This window comes from Xanthobacter pollutisoli, from assembly GCF_040044995.1.
In the GTDB taxonomy this organism is placed as follows: Bacteria; Pseudomonadota; Alphaproteobacteria; order Rhizobiales; family Xanthobacteraceae; genus Xanthobacter.
Map to the genome: position 1 here is coordinate 693,270 of NZ_JBDZDP010000002.1, position 22,583 is coordinate 715,852.

Sequence of the window (22,583 nt, forward strand, 5' to 3'; positions counted from 1 at the left end):
GACGCCATCTTGGGGGCCTGCGTTGTTGGTTTCCAAGCGTCTCGAATCGGTCGCCCGCCCGTGCTTATCGTTGAAATTCCGTACCGCGACCCGTTCGCCGCGTTCCAGGCCTTCGCCGCCGATCCCCGTTGCGCCTTCCTCGACAGCGCGGCGGAGGGCGACGTGCGCTCGCGCTGGTCCTATATCGGCACGGACCCTTATGCCTTCCTCACCAGCGGCCCGGACGGCGTCCGGATCGATGGCAGCCGCGTGCCCGGCACGCCCTTCGAGGTTCTCGCGCGGATGCTCGCGGCCGACGCGCTGCCACCGAGCGACGGCCCGGTGCCCTTCGTCGGCGGTGCCATGGGCTATTTCGGCTACGAACTCGGCCGCCATCTGGAGCGCCTGCCCCAGCCGCGCGCCGGCCATCCGCCGGTGCCGGAGATGTCGGTGGGCTTTTACGACACGATCCTCGCCTTCGACCGGCAGGCGCGCCGCGGCTTCATCGTCTCCACCGGCCGTCCCGCGGCCGGCGCGGAAGAGGAAGCGCGAGCGAAACGGCGGGCCGATGCCCTCCTAACCCGCCTCGAAGCCGCGCCCGCCGAGGCTCCCGCCCCTGATTTGCGCCGCACCGGCGCCTTCGCGCCCGACCAGCCTCGGGGGGACGTGGAGGCGGCGGTCGCGCGGACCATCGAATACATCCGCGCCGGCGACATCTTCCAGGCCAACATCACCCACCAGATGCGGGCACCGATGCCCGAGGGCCTGAGTGACCTCGACCTCTACGCGCGGCTGCGGCGCATCAGCCCCTCGCCATTTGCCGCCTTCCTGCGGGCCGGTCCCGACCTCTCGGTGCTCAGCGCCTCGCCGGAGCGCTTCCTGTCGCTCTCCGCCGACGGGCGGGTGGAGACGCGCCCCATCAAGGGCACCCGCCGGCGCAGTCCCGATCCGGCCGAGGACGCGCGCCTTGCCGCCGCCCTCCTCGCCTCCGAGAAGGACCGGGCGGAAAACCTGATGATCGTGGACCTGCTGCGCAACGATCTCTCGCGCGTCTCCCGGGTCGGCAGCGTGAAGGTGCCCGTGCTGTGTGCGCTGGAGACCTTCGCCAGCGTCCATCACCTGGTCTCGGTGGTGGAAAGCCGGCTTGAGGCCGGGCTCGGTCCGGTGGACCTTTTGAAGGCCTGCTTTCCCGGCGGCTCCATCACCGGCGCGCCGAAGATCCGGGCGATGGAGATCATCCACGAGCTGGAACCCGCCCCCCGCGGGGTCTATTGCGGTTCCATCGGCTGGATCGGCTTTGACGGGGCCATGGATTCCTCCATCGTCATCCGCACCATCACCCGCGTGGGGGATACCCTGCTGACGCAGGCGGGTGGGGGCATCGTGGCGGATTCCGATCCGGCGGACGAATATGAGGAAAGCCTCATCAAGCTCTCGCCCATGCTCCGGGCGTTGTCGGGGGATGCGCCGTGAAGCTGTTTCTCGGCACCGCGCTGGTGGAGGAAGACGACGCCCGCGTCTCCCCCTTCGATCGCGGCTTCACCCTCGGCGACGGGCTGTTCGAGACGCTGCGCGTCAAGGGCGGGGACGTGCTGCGCCGCGAGGCCCACCTCGCCCGCCTCGCCGCCGGGGCCGAGGTGCTCGGCCTGCCGCTCCCCGCGCTCGACCTTGCCGCCGCCCTCGCCGCCACAGCCACGGCCAACGCTTTGACCGAGGGCGTCCTGCGCCTCACGCTGACGCGCGGCGTCGGTCCGCGCGGGGTCCTGCCGCCGGCCGAGCCGAAGCCCACCCTCGTCATCACCGCCGCGCCCCTGCCGCCGGCGCCGCCGCCGGCGCGGCTGGTGGTGGCCCGATGCACCCGCCGCAATGCGCGCTCGCCGCTGGCGCAGGTGAAGTCGCTCAATTATCTCGACGGCATCCTGGCGCGGCAGGAGGCCGCCCGGCGCGGCGCCGACGACGCGCTGCTGCTCAACACCAGCGACCGTGTGGCCGAGACCTCCATCGCCAACGTGTTCGCCGTGATCCGCGGGGAACTGGTGACGCCGCCCCTCGCCGACGGCGTGCTGCCCGGCGTGATGCGCGCTGCCGTCCTCGCCCAGGGCGCCCGCGAGCGGTCATTGGCGCCCGAGGATCTGGATCAGGCGGACGAGATCTTCCTGAGCTCCGCTCTCGGGCTGCGGTCCGTGGCGGACCTGGAAGGCCGCACCCTGCCCTCCGCCGCCGTCGCGGCGCGGCTGCGCGCCCTCATCGCCGGCGCATGAGCGGGGGCCTCGCCACCGCGCGCCTCCGGCTGCGCCCCTGGCGGCAATCGGACCGCGACGGGCTGTGGCGGATGCACAGCGATCCGCGCACCATGGAATTCCTGATGCCCCTGGCCGACCGTGCCGCCAGCGACGCGGTCGCGGATCGGGCCGAGGCGCATTTCGCCCGCCACGGCTTCGGCCTGTGGGTGGTGGAAGTGCCGGGCGTCACCGATTTCGCCGGCTACACCGGGCTCGTTCATGTGCCCTATGCGGCGCATTTCACCCCAGCGGTGGAGATCGGCTGGCGGTTCGATCCCGCCTTCTGGGGCCGCGGCTATGCCACCGAGGCGGCGCGGGCGGCGCTCGCCTTCGGCTTCGGCGTGCTCAATCTGGAGGAGATCGTCGCCATCACCGTGCCGGCCAATGTCCGTTCGCGGGCGGTGATGACACGGCTCGGCATGGTGCGGGACGAAAAGGGCGACTTCGACTACCCGCTGATTCCGCCGGGCCACCTCCTCCGCCGGCAGGTGCTCTACCGCCTCAGGCCCGCACCGCCGCCTCGATGAGGTCGGCCGCCCTCCCGACGCCCCCGCCCCCCGCCATCTCGGCCGCGACGCGCCGCGCGGCTTGCCCGTAGGCGGGGTTTTCCAGCACCGCCCACAGGGCTTTGGCGAAGCGGCTGCGGCTCGCCCGGCCCGCCGGCACCACCTCGGCCACGCCGGCATAGGCGAGGCGGGCGGCGGTGGCCGGCTGCTCGAAGGCGATGGGCATGGCCACCAGCGGCACCCCTGCCGCCATGGCGTCCAGCACCGTGTTCATGCCGCAATGAAGCACCGCCGCGGCGCAGCGCTTCAGCACTTCCTGCTGAGGCACGAATGCACGCACCTCCGCTGCTTCGCCGAGGCTTTGTGCCTCCGACCGCGACAACAGCCCGCCGTGGGCGATCAGGAGGCGCACGCCCACCTCGCGCGCGGCCTGGGCCACCTTGCGGAAGAGATCGCTGCGCCCGCCCTGCAGGGTGCCGAAGGAGCAGAACACCAGCGGCGCGCCGTCCTGATCGGGCAGCGGCGCCTCGGCCTTCGGCACGCCGGCCGCGTCGCGCCAGGGCGAGCCGTAGTGGAACGTTTCAGGCAGCGCGCTGCGGGGAAAATCGAGCCCCCGGGGCATCTGCGCGACGGTCAGGCGCTGCGAGAAGCCTCCGTCGGCGAACGGATCGAGCCCGAAGGCCGTGCCATGGCGCTTCAGCACCCGCCGCATGGGCGTCATGAGGAGATCGGTGACGCGATAGCCGCCATTATTGCGGATGACGCCCTTGTCCCCCGCCTCATAGGGCCACGGCACGAAGGGCGGCGGCACCCCCGGCTCGCGGTTCAGCAGCAGAGCGGTGGCGGTGGAGATGACCGGCAGGCCGAGATGGCGCGCCGCCAACGTGCCGGCGGCTTCCGTCTGGTCGGCGATGACCGCGTCGGCGCCGATCTCGCGCAGCACGCCGGGCAGGTCGCGGCACAGCATGTCGGTCTGCGCGGCGGTCGCCTTAAGCGTGCCGAGGAGACCCCAGAGGCCATTGGGCCGCGCGAGGCGCGCGACGTATTTCTCCAGCGCGCCGGCGGGATAATCCCGTGCGCCGACGGCGGCGAAGCCCGCGCCCTTGCCGGTCACGAGGCGCTCGGCGTCCGCCATGTGGACGAAGGTGGTGCGATGGCCCCGCGCGGCGAGGGTCCGGGCCAGCACCAGCAGCGGATTGTAATGGCCGGGCAGCGGCGGGGCGACGATGGCGAAATGGGTCATGCCGGCCGCGTCCACAGATGCACCGGCCGCGCCGGCGCCGCGCCGGCGAAACGGGTCGCCAGTGCCAAAGCGAGCCCCTGCGCGAGGAAGCCGACCTTCTGCGCCCTCGAAGTGGAGACGCGCCCATCCCACGCCCGCGGCCCGCGGCGGCGGACCTCGACGCCGATGGCGCGATAGACGCCCCGTGCCGCCCCCACCGCCGCGGCGGCGCGGAACGGCAGCGCCCGCATGCCGATGGCCGCCTGGTCGTAATAGGGCTCCGCCGCATCGAGCAGCCGGGCCACGACGCCGGCCACCGCCGCCCGATGGGCCGGCGCCGCGATCTCTCCCTCCGGCACGCCGGCCTCAGCGAGGAAATCCGCAGGCAGATAGATACGGCCGAGGGCGGCATCCTCCATCACGTCGCGCGAGATGTTGGTGAGCTGGAAGCCGAGCCCGAGGTCGCTGGCGCGATCGAGCACCACCTCGTCCCGCGCGCCCATGATGAGCGCCATCATCACGCCGACCACCCCCGCCACGTGGTAGCAATAGGTCAGCGTGTCATCGAGCGTTTCGTAGCGGCGATCTTCCACGTCCATGCGAAAGCCCTCCAGCAATTGGAGAGGGTAATGCTCGGGTATCTCATTACGCCTCACCACTTCGGCGAAAGCTTCAAAGGCCGGATGGGCGGAGGGCGCGCCGCGATAGGCGCGGCGGGTCTCCTCATACAAAGCGTCGAGCCGCTCGGCCGCTGACGCGGCACCGGACGGGATGTCGCCCGCCGCGGCCTCGCCCGGCCGGTGCCCCAGCACCTGCCCGTCCACCACGTCATCGCAATGGCGGCACCAGGCATAGAGCATCACCGCATCTTCGCGCATGCGCGGCGCGAACAGCCGCGCCGCGGCGGCAAAGCTCTTGGAGCCCTGCGCAATGGCCGCCTCGCTCGCCCCGACCACGTCTGCCGCGCCCGCGCCACCGCTCATGCCCGCGCGGCCCCGGTGACGCCGAGGTCGGCGAGGATCAGGCCGGCCGTCGCCTTGGCCGAGCCCACGACGCCCGGCACGCCCGCGCCCGGATGGGTGCCGGCGCCGGCGAAATAAAGGTTGGCGATCTTGTCGTCACGATTGTGCGGCCGAAACCACGCCGACTGGGTGAGGATGGGCTCGACGGAGAAGGCCGAGCCGTGGTGCGCCGAGAGCTCGTCGCGAAAGCCGAAGGGCGTGAGGATGCGCGTGGTGACGAGGCTTTCGCGCAGGCCCGGCAGCAGCCGCGCCTCCAGATGGGCGAGGATGCGGTCGCGATACTTCGGCCCCTCCACCTCCCAGTCGATGTCCGCCTTGCCGAGGTGCGGCACCGGCGAGAGCACGTAGAAGGCGGTGGAGCCGGGCGGCGCCAGCGAGGGATCGCTGACGGTCGGGGCATGGAGATAGAGGGAGAAATCCTCCGCCAGCCCCGGCCCCTTGAAGATCTCGTCCACCAGCCCGCGATAGCGCGGGCCAAACAGCACGGTGTGGTGCTGGAGATGGTCCCAGGTGCGGTTCGCGCCGAAATAGACCACGAAGAGCGACATGGAATGGCGCTTGCGCGCGAGCTTCGCCCCTTCCGCCCGTCCGCGCGCCGAATTGCGCATGAGGCGCGCGTAGGTGTGGACCACGTCGGCGTTGGAGGCGACGAGGTCAAACGCGATGGTCTCGCCGCTCTTGAGCCGCACCGCCTTGGCGCGCTCCTGCTCCACCAGGATCTCGTCCACCGCCGTCGAGAGGCGGATTTCGCCGCCGAGGTCGGTGAAGAGCTTCACCATGCCGTTGACCAGCGCGCCGGTGCCGCCGCGCGGGAAGAACACGCCCCACTTGCGCTCCAGCGCGTGAATGAGGGCATAGATGGAGGAGGTTGAGAAGGGGTTTCCCCCCACCAGCAGCGAATGGAAGGAGAAGGCCTCGCGCAGGTGCTCGTCGCGGATGAAGCTCGCGACCATGGAATAGACCGAGCGCCAGGCCTGGAGCTTCATGAGCTGCGGGCCGGCCTTCATCATGTCGGAGAAATTGAGGAACGGCACCGCGCCGAGTTTGAGATAGCCTTCCTCGAACACCGCCTTGGAATAGGCGAAGAAGCGCCGGTAGCCCTCCACGTCCGCCGGATCGAAGGCGGCGATCTGCGCATCGAGGGCGGCCTGGTCGTTCACATAGTCGAACTGGCGCCCGTCCGACCAGATGAGCCGGTAGAAGGGCGAGACGGGCATCAGGTCCACATAGTCCGAGAGCTTTCGCCCCGCCGCCGCGAACACCTCTTCGAGGCACGTCGGGTCGGTGATGACGGTCGGTCCGCCGTCGAAGGTGAAACCCGCATCCTTATAGACATAGGCGCGACCGCCCGGCTTATCGCGCTGCTCGAAGACGGTCGTGGCGATGCCGGCCGCCTGGAGGCGGATGGCGAGGGCAAGTCCGCCGAAGCCCGAGCCGATGACGGCGGCGCGGCGGAAGGTCTTCGTGGCATCGAGCATTATCTGTGACCGGCGGACTTGGTCTCGGGAAGGCAGGCGAGCGCCCGCAAGACCGATACCGGCGGGCGCCCGGTAAGGATACGCGCCTTGTCGGAAAAAGTGAGACGATCCCCGTAGAAACGGGCGATGAGGTCCTCCGGCAGCCGATAGAAGCGCTCGAGGATCGCGTAGCGCCGCTCCGGCACGGCGGCGCGGAACAGCATGCGATTGAGCAGCCGGAAGAAGCCGCGCCCCTTCCACCGCTCGGCGGCGTACCGGCGCACATAAGCCGAGATCGCCGGGCCGGAGAGGTCCGGCATTTCGCTGATCTTGTCGGCGAGGTCGAGCGCATCCGCCAGCGAATAGCCGGTGGTGGGATGAAACAGCCCGGCCCGCAGGCCCACCCGGGCGACCCCCGCGGGCGCCTCGGCGAGGAAGGCGTCGATGTCGCCGCCCATGGCGATGGGCAGGATGCCGCTTTCCTCGCGCACCACTTGCTCCACCGGCCAGCCATGTTCCGCGGCGTAGGCGGCGATCCGCGCGCGCAGCGCGTCGGCCGGCAGGTCCGCGCCGCTGGAATAATAGGTGTCCTCGATCAGCACCGTCTGGGGATCGAGCGGCAGGACGTAGACGAAGCGGTAGCCGTCGATCTGCTCCACCCGCGCATCCATGATGAACGGGCGGTTGAGGCCGTGCGGGCGGGCGAGCCGCATTTCCTGGCCGAGGAATTTCTGGAAGCCAAGGTCGAGATGCCGGCTCTCCGCCTGGCCGCGCCCGTCCACCACCGCCCCGGCGGCGATCCGCTCACCGCCCGCCAGAACCACGTGGTCGCCCGCCACATGGGCGACCTTGGCATTGAGACGGATGGAGGAATTGAGCCGCTCGTGCATCACCTGGGCGAGCCGGTCCGACGAGATGGTGCCATAGTGGCCCTTGAGGGTGCGCGAATAGGCCGGGAAATGCACATCGTGCCCCATCCAGGAATAGGCGCGGAAGGGACTGAGGAAGGCGTGCTGCATGCGGTCGAAGTCGCTGGAATGATAGGACCAGCTGTGGTTCCCGCCGACGCTTTCGCCGGCTTCCAGCAGGAGCACGCGGATCTTCGCCCGCCGCTCCGCGATGCGCGCGGCGATGAGGCAGTTGGCGAGGCCGGCGCCTACGAAAACGATATCCATCCCAGCCCCGCTTCTCGACGGTTGCATCCCCCGCAAGCCGAATAGCCGCACCGCCCGCGGCTGTCACCCCCTGCTTGACCCAGCGCGAGGCGGAAGGTGCGGCCCGCTGCCCCTGCGACAGTGGCCGGCCTTGCCGGGAGGGCCCCGCCCGACTACGTCCGCACCGGGGGAGGACGAGCGGCGGGTGCCGGCCCGTCGGCGCGCGCAATGCGCCGGCAACGTGGCTGAGTGCCGGACGCCAACCGCCGGACAGCGGGTTCTGGGCCGGACAAGGCCCCACCCTTCCGGCGAGGAGTTGAAATGGACGAACACCGCTGGCCCCGCCTCTCCCCGCTTTCGACCGGCATCCGCGGGCGCTGCCCGCGCTGCGGCGAGGGGCACCTCTTCAACGGCTTCCTGACCCTCGCGCCGGCCTGCGAGGTGTGCGGGCTCGACTATTCCTTCGCCGACCCGGCGGATGGCCCGGCCTTCTTCGTCATGTGCTTCGCCTGCGTGCCGGCGGTGGTGTTCGGACTTTGGCTGGAGACGGCCTATCAGGCCCCCTATTGGGTGCACCTCGTTACCACCTTGCCCATCCTCCTGCTCACCTGCATCCCGCCCCTGCGCCCGCTGAAGGGCTGGCTGGTGGCGAGCCAGTATTATTACCGGGCCGAGGAGGGCCGCCGCGTCATCGCCACGCCGGCCGCTCCCAACGAAAACGGGCCGGGCTGAGCCCGACCCGTCCAATTCAGGTGCCGCCGGCCGTGGCGACCGCCTAGCGGCCGAGCCCCAGTGCGTGGGGCAGCCACAGGGTGAGCGCGGGAATGTACGTGATGGCGATGAGCGCCAGAAGGAGCGGCACCAGCCACGGCAGGATGGCCATGGTGGTGCGCTCCACCGACAGCCGCGCCACCCGCGCCAGCACGAACAGCACCATGCCCAGCGGCGGGTGCAGCAGGCCGATCATCAGGTTCAGCGTCATCACCAGTCCGAAATGGATCGGGTCGATGCCGAGCTTGAGCACGATGGGCAGCAGGATCGGCACCAGGATGGTGATGGCCGCGATGGTATCGATGAAGCAGCCGACGAACAGGATCAGCAGGTTGGCCAGCGCCAGGAACACCCATTTGTTCTGGGTGAAGCCGAGGATGGCGTCCGACAGCATCTGCGCCGCCTGACTGGCGGTGAGCAGCCAGGCGAAGATGGACGCCGCGGTGACGATGAACAGCACCGAGGCCGTCGTCTCGATGGTGTCGAAGGTGGCCTTGGCCAGCGTCCTGAGCGTCATGGAGCGGTAGCGCACAAGGCCGAGGAACAGCGACCAGATCACCGCCGCCACCGCCGCCTCCGTCGGGGTGAACCAGCCGAGCGTCATGCCGCCGATGAGGATCACCGGCGTCATCAGCGCCATCACGGCGGAGAAGTCGAAATACCAGTCGAGAGCGATGAGCACGGCCAGTGCGATCATCACCGCCTGGTTGGTGGAGAGGCCGAGGGCGATCATGGCGTAGACCGCCACGGGAAAGGCCAGCACGATGACGACCTCGACCCCGGCGGACGCCAGCTTGCGCCAGTCGAAGACGGCATCCGCGCCCCAGCCGTTGCGCCGGGCGAAGTAGGCGACGGTTGCCATCATCAGCAGCGTCATCACCACGCCGGGGATGACCCCGCCGAGGAACAGGGCGCCGATGGAGACATTCGCCAGCATGCCGTAGATCACGAAGGGCAGGCTGGGCGGGATGATGGGGCCGAGCGTCGCCGAGGCGGCGGTCACGCCGACCGCGAACTCGGTGGAATAGCCATGGTCTTTCATGGCTTTGATCTCGATGGTCCCGAGCCCGGCGGCGTCGGCGATGGCGGTGCCGGACATGCCGGAGAAGATCACCGAGCCGATGATGTTCACCTGCCCGAGGCCCCCGCGCATCCAGCCCACCAGCGCCACGGCGAAGGCATAGATGCGCCCGGTGACGCCGGCGATGTTCATGAGATTGCCGGCGAGGATGAAGAAGGGCACCGCGAGCAGCGGGAAGCTTTCCACCCCCGCGATCATGCGCTGGGCGATCACCACGTCCGGCACAGATCCGGTGATGACGATGTAGAGCAGCGAGGAGCCGGCCATGGCGATGGCCACCGGGACCCCGCACACCATGAGGAAGAGGAAGGCGCCGATCAGAAGCCACATGGCGTCAGTCCCCCTTGTGCTCGAAGAGGGGCTCGAAGGCTTCCGGGCGCTCCAGCACTCCGTAGCCGCGGCGGATGTTGGCGACGGTCACCTGCACCGAGCGGACCAGCATCATCACGAAGCCGAAGAGCACGGCGTAATAGACGACGCTCTTGGGCGCCTGGACCATCACCATGGGCTCATCGCCGACGATGGCGATGTAGCGCACCATCAGCCACACCCCATAGGCGATGAAGCCGGTGCGCACCGCATCCACCATCAGCGCCAGCACCCGCCCCGCCGGAGCCGGCAGGAAGCGGTAGAGCAGATCCACCTGGATGTGGCGCGACAGCCGCACGCACATGGCGGCGCCGATGAACACCACCGCCACCAGGCAATAGGTGGCCAGTTCTTCGGTCCAGCTGAAGCTGTCGTTCAGCACGTAGCGGGTGAAGAACTGGGTGAACACCAGCCCCGCCATGCCCCAGAAGATGAGGAGGGTGATCCAGTCCTCGATGGCATAGGTGGAGAGGTCCACCTCCTCCTGCTGCTCGAAGGTATGGGCGAGTTCCTCGCCGGTGACGCGGGTGTGGACTTCTTGGGCCATGAAGGGGTCCGGGTGGGAAGGAACGGAAACGATGGGGCACGGCTCCCCTGCCCCCTTGCAGGTGAGGGGGCAGGGCTCCAGGGACGTCCGGCCTGTCGCCCATCCGTCCATATGCTCCGGCTTGACCGCAGCGTGACGGGGGTCTGGAACAGCCAGAGACCGACTTGGGTCGAGGGAGATCTGTGGGCCCTCCGGTCAAGCCGGAGGGCGACGGGGTTCAGGCCGGAGGGCGCCGACGGTCGAGGCGACGGCGCACGAGTGGTGCGTAGCTCAGCCGGCCGGCGCGGTGCGCCGAGTGCGGCTGAGCTCCCCTCTGCTCACATGTTGCTCTTGATGGCCTGGATGCGATCCCAGTCCGCCTTGCGATAGCCGAAGCTCTCGAAGGTGATATTCTTCATCACGGTGTCGCGGAACTCGGCCGTGTCCACCTCGGTGATGGTCAGGCCCTTCTGCTTGAACACGTCGAGCAGTTCCTTCTCGCGCTTGGCGACCTCCGCCGTGGCCTTCGCCGCCGCCTCCTGGGCCACTTCGGTGAAAATCTTGCGGTCCTCGGGCGACAGCTTCTTCCACAGGGCGCCGGAGACCACCGTGTTGAGGTGGTCCACGATGTGGCCGGTGAGGATGATGTTCTTCTGCACCTCGTAGAACTTTTTCGCCTCGATGGTGGTGAGCGGGTTCTCCTGCGCGTCCACCGTGCCGTTCTGCAGCGCGAGATAGACCTCGGCGAAGGCAATGGGGGTGATGTTGGCGCCGCAGGCCTTGGGCATGGCGAGATAGGCCGGCGCGTCGGGGACGCGGATCTTGAGGCCCTTCATCTCGGCGCAGGTCTTGAACGGCTTGTTCGAGGTGGCCTGCCGCACGCCGTAATAGGTCACGGAGAGGATCTGGTTGCCGGTCTTCTCCTCGTAGCCCTTGGCGAGCTCCTTGAAGACGTCGCTCTTGGCGTAGGCGAGGAGGTGGTCCGCATCGCGGAAGGTATAGGGATAGTAGGTCACGCCGATGGGCGGATAGGCCTTACCGGCAAAGCTCGAGCCGGAGATGATCATGTCCACGGTGCCCAGGGCCAGACCCTGGTTGATGTCGCTCTCCTTGCCGAGCTGCGACGAGGGATAGACGTCGATCTGGTAGCGGCCGTTGGTGCGCTTGGCGATCTCGCCCGCCGCCCAGACGGATGCGGTGTGGAACGGCTCGGCAGGCTCGTAGACGTGCGCCCACTTCAGCTTGGTCTGGGCGCTGGCCGGCCCGCCGAGGGCGACGGCAGCCGCAAGGGCGAGCGCGGCCGCAAGGCCACGGCGACGGTCGATCATCATTTCCTCCCACAAAAGTCGCGGCGTCTTCCGTCCGCTGTCCTCTGGCTGCGGCGCCGAATGCGCGGCGCCGGGCTAAATCGTTTCGATTCTTTGCCCAGCGCCGTCCTCTTGCGCTGGCGCCATGGTACTCGGACCGCCGCGCGGGGCAAGGGCCGATGTCGACAGGAGTCGTGATCCGGCCCTCGGCTAGCGCCCGGCGCCGCCCTTCTCTTCCACGAGATGGCCACCGGCGCTCTTGCGGGCGAAGAAGTCGGTCACCCCGGCGGCGATGGCCTCGGCCATGCGGTCACGGCCGGCCTCGGAGGCCAATTGCTTCAGATCGTCGGGGCTCGACATGTAGCCCAGTTCCACCAGCACCGAGGGCACGTCGTGGGCGCGCAGCACGCGGAAGCCGGCGGATTTGAGCGGCGAGCGGTGCATGCGGGTGGCGCTTTTCATGGAGCCCACCAGCGTGCGGGCGAACCAAGCGGAGAAATTGCGGGTCTCGCGCTGGGCGAGATCCACCAGAATACCGGCCACCTCATCGGTCTCGTCGGTGAGGTCGACACCGGCGATGAGGTCCGCCTTGTTCTCCTTTTCCGCGAGATGGGCCGCATCCGCGTCGCTGGCGGTCTCGGAGAGGGTGTAGACGCTGGCGCCGCGCGCCTGCCCGTCGCCGCGGGCAAGGGCGTCCGCATGGAGCGACAGGAACAGGTCGGCCCGGTTGGCGCGGGCGATGCGCACGCGCTCGCCCAATGGCACGAAGGTGTCGGTGCTGCGGGTGAGCACCACGCGGTAATTGCCGCTCTTCTCCAGGCGGTCGCGCAACGCCAGCGCCGTCTCCAGCACCAGCGTCTTCTCCACGAAGGCCGAATAGCCGGACGTGCCCGAATCGATGCCGCCGTGGCCGGGGTCGATCACCACCACCGGCCGTCCATCTCCGGCCGGCGCCGGCGTCACCGGGGTGGCGGGCAGGCCGGTGCGCTGCTCCGCTGCGGATGCAATGGAGCGGGCGAAGGCCTCGGGATCGGTCTTCACAAGATCCACCACCAGGCGGGCGGGCTGGTCGTCCAGCGCTTCCAGAACGAAGGCCTTGTCGATGGCGACGGGGCCCGTGACCTCCAGCACCATGCGCGCCTTCCCGGGGGCGAAGACGCCGAATCGGTAGGCCGCGACAAGGCCACGCTTGAGCTGCGCGGCGTCGGGCTTCAGCGCGAAGGTCACGTCCGACAGGTCGAGAATGACCCGCGGCGGATTGGCGAGGGTGAAGGCGCGGAATTCCGTCGCACGGTCGAGGTCGAGGATGAGGCGGGTGCGCTGGGCGTCCCCCGCGAGCCGCGCTTCCCGTGCCACGGCCGGCGGGCGGGGCTCGTCCGCGCAGGCGGCGGGCGTGGAAGCGACTGCAAAAAAAGTGAACATGACCAACGAAGCGGCAGCACTGACAAGGCTTGCACGCCGCAGTCGAAGCGCGCTCGCGCCGGGAATGTCATGCCGTCGCCGCATCAAATCCGCACCTCTCCCGCCAGCTGGAGGTGGCCCACCGACCCATCATGAACCCCCATAGGGCAGGCTTAAGGCCACGGCCGTAAAGGGCGCGTTGACGTTGGGTCGGCGGCCGGAGGACGCGTGGAGGGGACGCATAAACCTTGCCAAGGACGAAGTCGGGCGGGTAAGAAAGAGGCCGTACACAGTTCGCGTCCCGGAACAGGCTCTTGGCCCCCGGCTGCCGCGGCTGCCGCAGAGGGTGTGGCTACGATCCGGGCGGGCGCCCAGCGCGCCGAAAGCCCGGAAAAGAGGCATTGCCCTACGCCGCTGGCGGCTCGACCACATCGGACGAGGAGCCCCGCGGCAAGCGCCGGGTCGGCGCAGGCGGCATGCCTCACGGCTTCCCTGCCGAAGGTCCGCGAGGGACGATCTGGGGAATCGGGCGATTGTGTACCGTGGCCGGATCGGGGCGCCCGCCTCATCCCCGGCCTGAACCCTTCATCGAGGAGCGGGTAACCGAGGGCATGGATTTTTCTCCGCACGACAGGCGCGTTGCGCGCGCTCCCGTGTGCCCCGCCCCCGAGCGTGTGAACGTCACGCTTGGGCGTACCCGGTCCTCGCTTCAGTCCTCACGTCATCACATCCGGCGCCCGAACGGTGTCGCGGCAGCGCCCACGGGCGTTGAGCGGCCGCCGTCGCGGAGCTTTGCCCCCGGCGCCGTGAAGAGAGAATTCCATGGCCAACAAGATGCTCATCGATGCGACCCACCCGGAGGAGACCCGGGTCGTGGTCGTGCGCGGGAACCGGGTCGAAGAGTTCGACTATGAGTCCGCGACCCGCAAGCAGCTGCGGGGCAATATTTATCTGGCCAAGGTGACGCGCGTCGAGCCGTCGCTCCAGGCCGCGTTCATCGAGTATGGCGGCAACCGCCACGGCTTTCTCGCCTTCAGCGAGATCCATCCCGACTATTACCAGATCCCGGTCGCCGACCGCCTCGCCCTGATCGAGGAGGAGGAGCGCGCCGCCCGTCTCGCCGACGACGAGGCCGAGCTGAAGGAGCGCCGTCGCGAGCGCGGCCGGGCCCGCAGGTCCCAGCCCGACCAGAGCGTGAGCGCGCCCGTCGCCCCGCCGTCCGCCGGGGAAGCCGATACCGGGGCAGCGGACGAGGCCGCCGCCACCGAGACCCTTTCCGAGGCCCCGACGGAAAACGCCAACGGCGTCGAGGTGGCCCCACTTGACGCGGGCGCGGCCTCCGAGCCCGCGACCGACGTCGCCGACGGCGATACCGCCGCGGAACCGGCGCCCCCTGTGCCGGCCGAGCCCATGAGCGCCCTCGTTGCCCCCGCCGAGGCGGTCGAGGCGGCTGCCCAGCTGGCCGAGGCCGTCGCCGACGCGCCGCTCGGTACCTCTCTCCCCGCCCCGCAGGACCAGGCGCCCGACCAGACGGAGTCCCTGCGCCGCCACGAGGCCGAGGACGGCGAAAGCCAGCCCGCCCCGATCCTGGAGAGCGACGACACGCCGTCCACCGACGATGACGACGCCGACGAGCAGGACGACGACCACGACGAGGCCGAGCACGACGAGGCCGAGCACGACGAGAGCGAGCCGGAAGAGAGCGAGCAGGACGAAGCCGCCCCCGCACGGCGCGAGAAGTCCCGCAGCAAGTCCCGCCGTCCCGCCGACGATGAGGACGAAGACGAGGACGATGACAGCGATGTCGACCAAATCGACGAGGAAGAGGAAATCGAGCACCTCGGCGCCGACGAGGACGCCATGGAAGAGGTGCCCGAGCGCGCGCCGCAGCGCCGCGCCCGCTCCTACAAGATCCAGGAGGTCATCCGCCGCCGCCAGGTGATGCTGGTGCAGGTGGTCAAGGAAGAGCGCGGCAACAAGGGGGCTGCCCTCACCACCTACCTGTCCCTCGCCGGCCGCTACTCCGTCCTCATGCCCAACACCGCCCGTGGCGGCGGCATCTCCCGCAAGATCACCAATGCGGTGGACAGGAAGCGCCTGAAGGACGTGGTGCAGGACCTGGAGGTGCCGGAAGGGATGGGCATCATCCTGCGCACCGCCGGCGCCAACCGCACCAAAACCGAGATCAAGCGCGACTTCGAATATCTCCTGCGGCTGTGGGAGACGGTGCGCGAACTGACGCTTTCCTCCGCGGCGCCGAGCCTCGTCTATGAGGAGGGCTCGCTGATCAAGCGGGCCATCCGCGACCTTTACAACAAGGACATCGACGAAGTTCACGTCGCCGGCGAAGAAGGCTTTCGCGAGGCCCGCGACTTCATGCGCATGCTCATGCCGAGCCATGCCAAGTCGGTGCTGCCCTATCGCGAGCCGCAGCCCATCTTCGCCCGCTACGGCGTGGAGCAGCAGCTCGACGCCATGTTCTCCCCCGTGGTGCAGCTGAAGAGCGGCGGCTACATCGTCATCAATCCGACGGAGGCTCTGGTCTCCATCGACGTGAACTCGGGCCGCGCCACGCGCGAGCACCATATCGAGGACACGGCGCTCAAGACCAATCTGGAAGCCTCCGAGGAGATCGCCCGCCAGCTGCGCCTGCGCGATCTCGCCGGCCTCATCGTGATCGATTTCATCGACATGGAGGAGAAGCGCAACAACCGGTCGGTGGAGCGCAAGCTCAAGGATTGCCTGAAGAACGACCGCGCGCGCATCCAGATCGGCCGCATCTCCCATTTCGGCCTGCTGGAGATGTCGCGCCAGCGCATCCGCACCGGCGTGCTGGAAAGCTCCATCGAGGTGTGCCCGCACTGCGGCGGCACCGGCCATGTGCGCTCCGCCGCCTCGGTCTCGCTCCAGCTGCTGCGCGCGCTGGAAGAGCAGTTGCTGCGCGCCGCGACCCACAATCTCATCGCCCGCACCCGCACCGAGGTGGCGCTCTATGTGCTCAACCAGAAGCGCGCCCACCTGCGCGAGCTGGAAGAGCGCTTCACCGTCACCCTGGCCATTTCCGCCGACGAGACCGTGACCGGCCACCAGCCCTTCATCATCGAGAAGGGCGAGCTGGCGGCCCCGCCGCCCGCCGCACCCCGCCCCAGCGCCGTGGTGCAGCCCGATTCCATCCTGCCTGATGAGGACTTCATCGAGGAGGAAGAGGAGGAGAGCGCCGAGGAGACCGAGGCCGATGCCGAGGCGGAAGCTTCCGAGGCCAGCGGCGAGCGCGCCGATGACGGCGGTCGCCGTCGCCGCCGCCGCCGCCGCCGGCGGGGCGAGCGCGAGAAGGGCCGCGAGGCCGCGCCCGAGGGCGAGGACGAGGACGAAGCCGAGACCGCCGCGGAGGGCGAGGACAGCGATGGCGAGGAGGACGAGCGCTCCGACGAGGAGCGCGCCGCCGATGCCGAACGCACCGACGAGGAGAATGCCGAGCGCCGCCGCCGCCGTCGCGGCCGCCGGGGTGGCCGCCGCAATCGCCGCGAGCGCGAGGGCGAAGGCGAGGCCCCGCTGGCCGAGTCCGATGCCGAGCGTGACGACGACGCCGAGGAGGACCGCCCCGCCGCCGAAGGCGACGAGACCGCTCCCGCCCCGGTGATGGAGGCCCCCGCCGAGGCGATCGAGCCGGCACCCGCTCCCGCTCCTGTTGCGGCTGCACCGCCCCCGGCCGCCCCCGCCGAAGAGGACGCCCCGGAAGCCGCGCGGCGGCGCCGCCGGTCCACCGTGCGCGAAAAGGCGCCGGTGATCCTGTCGTCCGATGGCGCTCTCGCGGCCCCCGTTCCGGCGGCCGCGGAAGCCGCGTCCACCCCGGCTGAAGCCGCGCCGGCGGATGCGCCCGCCGCTGAAGCCCCGGTTGCCGAGGCTCCAGAGCCCACCGCCGAGGCCGCGCCGGTCGAAACGCCCGCCGCGCCAGCGCCAGAGGCCGCGCCTCCCCGCCCGGCCGAGGAGTCGGTGCCGGAGAGCAAGCCCCGCTCGGGCTGGTGGCAGCGCAAGCTGTTCGGCGGCTGAGGCTCCGCGGGGCTCCAGTCCCGGTGAATGACAATCGGCAAAGGGGCCCTTCTACAGGAGGGCCCCTTTGTTTTGAGGGGGTGCGCCCTATCGACGTGCGAGGGGGCGCGGCGCGCACCGCTCCGTCGCGAAGAGGCCACGTTTGCCCCGCATTAGGGTTTCGCGCGCGAATCCGGGCGGATCGGATCGTCGGGGGGACGTGCGCCGCGGGCGGATTGCGCTAGGGCATGACGATACGCAAAGTGGGCGCTTCGCATCGGCGCGAAGTCGCGCTATGGCGTAGGGCGTCCCTCGGGTGCGGCGGGAGGAACCGGCGAGATGCGGGTGATTTTGAGGTTCTTGGGGTTCCTGTTCGCGCTCACCACGGTGGTGCTGCTCGCCGGCGCTGCGGGCGCGACGTATTTCGTCTGGAAATACTCCCAGGACCTGCCCGACTATTCCCAGCTGCAGAACTACGAGCCGCCGGTGATGACCCGCGTGCATGCCGCGGACGGCGCGCTGGTGGCCGAGTACGCCAAGGAGCGGCGCCTCTACATTCCCATCCAGTCGGTGCCCAAGCTGGTGATCGAGGCCTTCCTCGCCGCCGAGGACAAGAATTTCTACGAGCACGGCGGCGTCGACCCGACCGGCATCTTCCGCGCCGCGGCCTTCTATCTCCAGAACTACGGCAAGAACGTCCGGCCCCAGGGCGCCTCCACCATCACCCAGCAGGTGGCGAAGAACTTCCTTCTCACCAACGAGGTCTCCATCGATCGCAAGATCAAGGAAGCGCTCCTGGCGCTGCGCATCGAGCGCACCTATTCAAAGGACCGCATCCTCGAACTGTATCTGAACGAGATCTATCTCGGCATGGGTGCCTACGGCATCGCCGCGGCCGCGCTGGTCTATTTCGACAAATCGGTGGACGAGCTCAACGTGCAGGAGGTGGCCTATCTCGCCGCCCTGCCCAAGGCCCCATCCTCCTACAACCCCTTCCGCGACCGCGCCCGCGCCGTCGATCGCCGCAACTGGGTGATCGACCGCATGGTGGAGAACGCCTTCGTCACCCCGCAGGAGGGCGAGGCGGCCAAGAAGTCCGGCCTCGACGTGACCCCGCGGCCCACCGGCGCGCAAATCTTCGCGGCGGAATATTATGCCGAAGAGGTACGACGCCAGATCTACGAGCGCTACGGCGAGAAGAAGCTCTATGCCGGCGGTCTGTCGGTGCGCACGCCCCTCGACCCCAAGCTCCAGGTGCTGGCCAAGAAGACCCTGACCGACGGGCTCGTGCGCTATGACGAGGAGCGCGGCTGGCGCAAGCCCGTCAACCACATCGACCTCGTCCCCGGCGTCGATTGGGGCGTGAAGCTCGGCGAGATCAAGGAATTCAACGACATTCCCTGGCGCCTCGCCATCGTGCTGGACGTGAGCAAGGACAATGCCCGTATCGGCCTCCAGCCGCCGCGCACCAAGTCCGGCCAGCGCTCCACCGACCGCGAGGTGGGGCTCATCCCGGTGGACGGCGCGAAATGGACGCGCAAGCCCATAAACCAGGTGCTGAAGCCCGGCGACGTCATCTACGTGGAGCCGCTGGCCGACCGCACCGGCCAGTGGCGGCTGCGCCAGCTGCCGGGCGTCGAGGGCGCCATGGTGGTGATGGAGCCCACCACCGGCCGGGTGCTCGCCCTCTCGGGCGGCTTCTCCTACGACGAAAGCCAGTTCAACCGCGCCACCCAGGCCATGCGGCAGCCGGGCTCTTCGTTCAAGCCCATCGTCTATTCGGCGGCGCTGGACAACGGCTACACCCCCTCCACCATCGTCCTCGACGCGCCCTTTGAGCTGGAGCAGCAGGGGCAGGCCACATGGCGGCCGGAAAACTACTCCGGCAAGTTCTATGGCCCGCAGACCCTGCGCTTCGGCCTGGAACAGTCGCGCAACGTGATGACCGTGCGCCTCGCCAACGACGTGGGCATGCCGATCATCGCCGAATACGCCAAGCGCTTCGGCATCTATGACGACATGCCGCCCTACCTCGCCATGGCGCTCGGCTCGGGCGAGACCACGCTCATGCGCATGACCGGCGCCTACGCCATGATCGCCAACGGCGGGCGCAAGGTGACCCCTTCGCTCATCGACCGCATTCAGGACCGCTACGGCCACACCATCTTCCGCCACGACGAGCGCGAATGCCGCGGCTGCGATGCGGAGAGGTGGGACAACCAGCCCGAGCCCACCCTGATCGACCGTCGGCCGGTGGTGCTCGACCCCATGACCGCCTACCAGATCACGTCCATGATGGAGGGTGTCGTCCAGCGCGGCACCGGTACGGCGCTGAAGGAGGTGGGCAAGCCCATCGCCGGCAAGACCGGCACCACCAACGACGAGAAGGACGCCTGGTTCATCGGCTTCACCCCCGAAGTGGTGGTGGGTGTATACCTCGGTTACGACAAGCCTCGCCCCATGGGCAAGGGCTCCACCGGCGGCCTCATATCTGCGCCCATCGTGCGCGACTTCATGAAGGTCGCTCTCGCCGACCGCCCCGCCCTGCCCTTCCGCGTCCCGGCGGGCATCAAGCTGGTGCGCATCGACCGGAAGAGCGGCCAGCGCACCAGCGCGGGCGACGGCAACGCCATCCTCGAGGGCTTCAAGCCGGGCACCGCGCCGCCCGACAGCTATTCCGTGGTCGGCTATTCCAGCGGCGAGGGTGCGCAGCCCGAGCCTGTCTACCCCACGACGCGCAGCGGCGGCGGGCTCTACTGAGCCCGGCCGCGGGGTCGGAGCCCGCCCCGCGCGAACGCGCGCTCTGCCCGAACTGCCCCGCGTGATGGCAAGCGTCAGATAAGCCTTGCGGCAGAACGGCCCACGCGAAGTATCGTCGATTTCAACCAGAGATATGTTATATCGGACGTTTTCTCGATATAACAATCAATTACAGAGGAATTGGTTAGACCTGCAGAACGCTGCGCTACGGACCTGAGCGCGGCGCGCGTTCAATTTTGCGAGTTAACCTCATTGTTATACCGTTTCTGTACAAGCCGTTCCGGATCGTTAAGCTGGTATGGCATCACGACAGATATTCACCGAAGGCTTCGCGAGGCCTTCGCTCTACTCAAATCGCAGTGCGCCGCCGGAGGCTGGGAGCCGCAGCCATGGTCAACGAGATGGCGGATCGTCCGGTAACCGGCCACGGCCGGTCGCTTGATGCCGTCATCTTCTTCGACGCGGACCACCTCATCACGTCCATCAATTCTGCTGCCGAGCATCTGTGGGGCCTGCGGCAGGACGAGATCGTCGGACGGGACGTCAAGAACCTCCTGCCTGATTCCGTGCTGCCCGCCTCCTCTGCGGGCCCCGAAGCGCGTTCCGATGCCGCGCAGAGCCTCTCCATCCGCCGCCGCGACGGCTCGCACGTGGTGGGGCATGTCTCGGTCACCCGGGCCGAGCACAAGAAGGAGATCTGCTACGTGGCGTTCGTGCGGCCCCTTCCGGACCCCCTGCTCCAGCTCAAGGAGCTGGGCGTCCTCTCGCTGATTGCTGACAAAACCGACCGTGCGGTGGTGGTCACCGATTCCGCGCTCAAAATTGTCTACGTCAACAGCGCCTTCCGCGAGATCTTCGGCGGCCCCGAAAGCGTGACCGAAGACCAGCTGTTGACCGACCTACTGGCCCAGCGCTCCAGCACCAGCGCCTTCGCCGACCGGGTGGCGGACGCTCTCCGCCAGCGCGCCGCCCTGTCGGAAGATGTGCTGCTGCGGGGCAAGTCCGGGCTGGACATCTGGCTGTCGGCCACCGTCACGCCGGTCGCCGACCGCGATACGGGCGAGATCGAGCAGGTCGTGGCGGTGTTCGCCGACATCACCCATACCCGCTTGGTGGAGGACCTGCAGCGCGAGGTGCTGTCCGCCCTTGCCGCCGATGCGCCTGCCTCCGAAATCCTGGAATTGCTGTGCCGCCGGGTGCAGGAGCTGGTGCCGGATTCACTGTGCTCCATCCTTGGCGTGACCGCCGACGACCGCCTGACCGTGCTCGCCTCCCCCGACATTCCACAGATCTATTCCGATGCTTTGGAGGGGATCCGCATCGGCCCCAAGGTCGGCAGCTGCGGCACGGCGGCTTTCCGGGGCGCCCCCGTCATGGTGGCCGACATCGCCACGAGCCCCTTGTGGGAGGACTATCACCATCTGCCCCTGCCCGAGGGCGTGACGGGCTGCTGGTCTGAACGCCGCTGCCCCTGCTTTCCACCCGCCTTCCGTTTACACCTGCGCGCCCCGCCGCTATTTTCCGCGGCCCTCAGCCGGAGACAGACAAATCATGCGCGCGGAACTCGCCGCGAAGGTCGACGAGATCAAGGCCTCCCTGGACCTGTTGCGGTCCCACCTCGACGTGGACCGCTCGCGCCGCCGCCTGGCCGAACTCAACGCCATCGTCGAAGACCCCAAGCTGTGGGACGATCCCGAGCGGGCCCAGAAGCTGATGCAGGAGCGCACCGGCCTGGAGGATGGCCTCGGCGCCATCGACAGGGTGGAGCGCGACCTTGCCGACAATGTCGAGCTGATCGAGCTGGGCGAGGCCGAGGGCGACGAGGGCGTCATCGGCGAGGCCGCATCGGCGCTGGACGGCCTCAAGAGCGAGCTGGCCCGGCGCGAACTGGAGGCGCTGCTATCCGGCGAAGCCGATTCCAACGACTCCTATCTGGAAGTCCATGCCGGCGCCGGTGGTACCGACAGCCAGGACTGGGCTGAGATGCTGCTGCGCATGTACCGCCGCTGGTGCGAGCGCCACGGCTTCAAGGTGGAGCTGATGGACGAGAGCCAGGGCGAGCAGGCCGGCCTGAAGTCCGCCACCATCCAGGTGAAGGGCCACAATGCCTATGGCTGGCTGAAGACGGAGGCCGGGGTGCACCGGCTGGTGCGCATCTCGCCCTTCGATTCCAACGCCCGCCGCCAGACCTCGTTCGCCTCGGTGGACGTCTATCCGGTGGTGGACGACCGCATCGTGGTGGACATCAAGGAAGCCGACGTGCGCGTGGACACCATGCGCTCCGGCGGCGCCGGCGGCCAGCACGTGAACAAGACGGAATCGGCGGTGCGCCTCACCCACATTCCCACCGGCATCGCGGTGGTGAGCGAGGGCGACCGCTCCCAGCACAAGAACCGCGCGACAGCCTGGAACATGCTGCGCGCCAAGCTCTACGACCTCGAGCTGAAGAAGCGCGAGGCCGAGGCCATGGCCGAGCAGGCGGCCAAGACCGACATCGGCTGGGGCCACCAGATCCGCTCCTACGTTCTCCAGCCCTATCAGCTGGTGAAGGACCTGCGCACGGGCGTCACCTCCGGCACGCCGCAGGAGGTGCTGGACGGGGATCTTGACCCCTTCATGCAGGCGGCCCTCGCCCAGCGCGCCTATGGCGGTGGCCCGGAGCAAGTGGACGACGTGGACTGAACCACGCCGGGACGCCCCTACCGCTCTGCCCTAGG

General features: G+C 69.0%; 15 protein-coding genes and 1 pseudogene. 8 read left to right on the forward strand and 8 right to left on the reverse strand.

Annotation, left to right across the window (positions count from 1 at the left end):
• The first annotated feature begins 60 nt into the window (after positions 1-60).
• Genes pabB through ABLE93_RS08635 form a run of 3 tightly spaced genes read left to right on the forward strand, consistent with a single transcriptional unit; the run spans position 61 to position 2,788 of the window.
• Positions 61-1,452: an aminodeoxychorismate synthase component I gene (pabB, locus tag ABLE93_RS08625; RefSeq protein WP_348839288.1), complete on the forward strand. Its 1,392-nt coding sequence runs from the start codon at positions 61-63 to the stop codon at positions 1,450-1,452.
• Positions 1,449-2,240 carry an aminotransferase class IV gene (locus ABLE93_RS08630; RefSeq protein WP_348839289.1) on the forward strand — a complete coding sequence of 264 codons (792 nt, stop codon included), beginning with the start codon at positions 1,449-1,451 and terminating at the stop codon, positions 2,238-2,240. The genes pabB and ABLE93_RS08630 overlap by 4 nt, the downstream gene beginning before the upstream one ends.
• Positions 2,237-2,788: a GNAT family N-acetyltransferase gene (locus ABLE93_RS08635; RefSeq protein ID WP_348839290.1), complete on the forward strand. Its 552-nt coding sequence runs from the start codon at positions 2,237-2,239 to the stop codon at positions 2,786-2,788. Before ABLE93_RS08630 ends, ABLE93_RS08635 begins: the two co-directional genes overlap by 4 nt.
• On the opposite strand, the gene ABLE93_RS08640 is transcribed toward ABLE93_RS08635, so the two are convergent.
• From ABLE93_RS08640 to crtY, 4 genes are read right to left on the reverse strand one after another with little or no spacing between them, the layout of a single operon-like run.
• Positions 2,763-4,010 carry a glycosyltransferase gene (locus ABLE93_RS08640; RefSeq protein ID WP_348839291.1) on the reverse strand — a complete coding sequence of 416 codons (1,248 nt, stop codon included), beginning with the start codon at positions 4,008-4,010 and terminating at the stop codon, positions 2,763-2,765. The two genes, ABLE93_RS08635 and ABLE93_RS08640, sit on opposite strands and share 26 nt — an antisense overlap.
• On the reverse strand, positions 4,007-4,972 hold the full coding sequence (locus ABLE93_RS08645) for a phytoene/squalene synthase family protein (protein WP_348839292.1): 966 nt from the start codon (positions 4,970-4,972) through the stop codon (positions 4,007-4,009). The genes ABLE93_RS08640 and ABLE93_RS08645 overlap by 4 nt, the downstream gene beginning before the upstream one ends.
• The gene (locus ABLE93_RS08650) at positions 4,969-6,489 is read right to left on the reverse strand and encodes a phytoene desaturase (RefSeq protein ID WP_348839294.1); all 1,521 of its coding nucleotides are present in this window, start codon (positions 6,487-6,489) and stop codon (positions 4,969-4,971) included. Before ABLE93_RS08650 ends, ABLE93_RS08645 begins: the two co-directional genes overlap by 4 nt.
• On the reverse strand, positions 6,489-7,643 hold the full coding sequence (gene crtY, locus ABLE93_RS08655) for a lycopene beta-cyclase CrtY (RefSeq protein WP_348839295.1): 1,155 nt from the start codon (positions 7,641-7,643) through the stop codon (positions 6,489-6,491). The genes ABLE93_RS08650 and crtY overlap by 1 nt, the downstream gene beginning before the upstream one ends.
• Before the next feature lie 300 nt (positions 7,644-7,943).
• Between crtY and ABLE93_RS08660 the strand changes: the two genes are divergently transcribed.
• Positions 7,944-8,354: a DUF983 domain-containing protein gene (locus ABLE93_RS08660; RefSeq protein WP_348839296.1), complete on the forward strand. Its 411-nt coding sequence runs from the start codon at positions 7,944-7,946 to the stop codon at positions 8,352-8,354.
• A 43-nt stretch (positions 8,355-8,397) separates the two neighbouring features.
• On the opposite strand, the gene ABLE93_RS08665 is transcribed toward ABLE93_RS08660, so the two are convergent.
• The 4 genes from ABLE93_RS08665 to ABLE93_RS08680 all read right to left on the reverse strand — a co-directional run bounded on the left by ABLE93_RS08665 (position 8,398) and on the right by ABLE93_RS08680 (position 13,098).
• On the reverse strand, positions 8,398-9,804 hold the full coding sequence (locus tag ABLE93_RS08665) for a TRAP transporter large permease (protein ID WP_348839297.1): 1,407 nt from the start codon (positions 9,802-9,804) through the stop codon (positions 8,398-8,400).
• Between the two features lie 4 nt (positions 9,805-9,808).
• On the reverse strand, positions 9,809-10,390 hold the full coding sequence (locus ABLE93_RS08670) for a TRAP transporter small permease (protein WP_348839298.1): 582 nt from the start codon (positions 10,388-10,390) through the stop codon (positions 9,809-9,811).
• Between the two features lie 317 nt (positions 10,391-10,707).
• A complete protein-coding gene (locus ABLE93_RS08675) occupies positions 10,708-11,697 on the reverse strand; it encodes a sialic acid TRAP transporter substrate-binding protein SiaP (protein ID WP_348839299.1) in 990 nt (329 codons plus the stop codon).
• Positions 11,698-11,886: 189 nt separating this feature from the next.
• Positions 11,887-13,098 (reverse strand): N-acetylmuramoyl-L-alanine amidase, encoded by a 1,212-nt coding sequence (locus ABLE93_RS08680; protein ID WP_348839300.1) that lies wholly within the window; start codon positions 13,096-13,098, stop codon positions 11,887-11,889.
• 801 nt (positions 13,099-13,899) lie between these two features.
• On the opposite strand from ABLE93_RS08680, the gene ABLE93_RS08685 reads away from it, so the two are divergent.
• The 4 genes and pseudogenes from ABLE93_RS08685 to prfB all read left to right on the forward strand — a co-directional run bounded on the left by ABLE93_RS08685 (position 13,900) and on the right by prfB (position 22,548).
• Positions 13,900-17,127 (forward strand): Rne/Rng family ribonuclease, encoded by a 3,228-nt coding sequence (locus ABLE93_RS08685; protein WP_348839301.1) that lies wholly within the window; start codon positions 13,900-13,902, stop codon positions 17,125-17,127.
• 318 nt (positions 17,128-17,445) lie between these two features.
• Positions 17,446-19,866, forward strand: coding sequence for a penicillin-binding protein 1A (locus ABLE93_RS08690; protein WP_348839302.1), 2,421 nt, complete (start codon positions 17,446-17,448; stop codon positions 19,864-19,866).
• Between the two features lie 401 nt (positions 19,867-20,267).
• Positions 20,268-20,915: pseudogene (locus tag ABLE93_RS26965) on the forward strand (PAS domain S-box protein); the annotation flags it as partial.
• A 502-nt stretch (positions 20,916-21,417) separates the two neighbouring features.
• Positions 21,418-22,548 carry a peptide chain release factor 2 gene (gene prfB / locus ABLE93_RS08700; protein ID WP_348839305.1) on the forward strand — a complete coding sequence of 377 codons (1,131 nt, stop codon included), beginning with the start codon at positions 21,418-21,420 and terminating at the stop codon, positions 22,546-22,548.
• Positions 22,549-22,583: the final 35 nt, after the last annotated feature.

Bases quoted from the DNA above. Each gene is read 5' to 3' on its own strand.
- ABLE93_RS08635 (WP_348839290.1), top strand. From the start codon at position 2,237: ATGAGCGGGGGCCTCGCCACCGCGCGCCTCCGGCTGCGCCCCTGGCGG.
- ABLE93_RS08640 (WP_348839291.1), bottom strand. From the start codon at position 4,010: ATGACCCATTTCGCCATCGTCGCCCCGCCGCTGCCCGGCCATTACAAT.
- ABLE93_RS08645 (WP_348839292.1), bottom strand. From the start codon at position 4,972: ATGAGCGGTGGCGCGGGCGCGGCAGACGTGGTCGGGGCGAGCGAGGCG.
- ABLE93_RS08650 (WP_348839294.1), bottom strand. From the start codon at position 6,489: ATGCTCGATGCCACGAAGACCTTCCGCCGCGCCGCCGTCATCGGCTCG.
- crtY (WP_348839295.1), bottom strand. From the start codon at position 7,643: ATGGATATCGTTTTCGTAGGCGCCGGCCTCGCCAACTGCCTCATCGCC.
- ABLE93_RS08660 (WP_348839296.1), top strand. From the start codon at position 7,944: ATGGACGAACACCGCTGGCCCCGCCTCTCCCCGCTTTCGACCGGCATC.
- ABLE93_RS08665 (WP_348839297.1), bottom strand. From the start codon at position 9,804: ATGTGGCTTCTGATCGGCGCCTTCCTCTTCCTCATGGTGTGCGGGGTC.
- ABLE93_RS08670 (WP_348839298.1), bottom strand. From the start codon at position 10,390: ATGGCCCAAGAAGTCCACACCCGCGTCACCGGCGAGGAACTCGCCCAT.
- ABLE93_RS08675 (WP_348839299.1), bottom strand. From the start codon at position 11,697: ATGATCGACCGTCGCCGTGGCCTTGCGGCCGCGCTCGCCCTTGCGGCT.
- ABLE93_RS08680 (WP_348839300.1), bottom strand. From the start codon at position 13,098: ATGTTCACTTTTTTTGCAGTCGCTTCCACGCCCGCCGCCTGCGCGGAC.
- ABLE93_RS08685 (WP_348839301.1), top strand. From the start codon at position 13,900: ATGGCCAACAAGATGCTCATCGATGCGACCCACCCGGAGGAGACCCGG.
- ABLE93_RS08690 (WP_348839302.1), top strand. From the start codon at position 17,446: ATGCGGGTGATTTTGAGGTTCTTGGGGTTCCTGTTCGCGCTCACCACG.
- prfB (WP_348839305.1), top strand. From the start codon at position 21,418: ATGCGCGCGGAACTCGCCGCGAAGGTCGACGAGATCAAGGCCTCCCTG.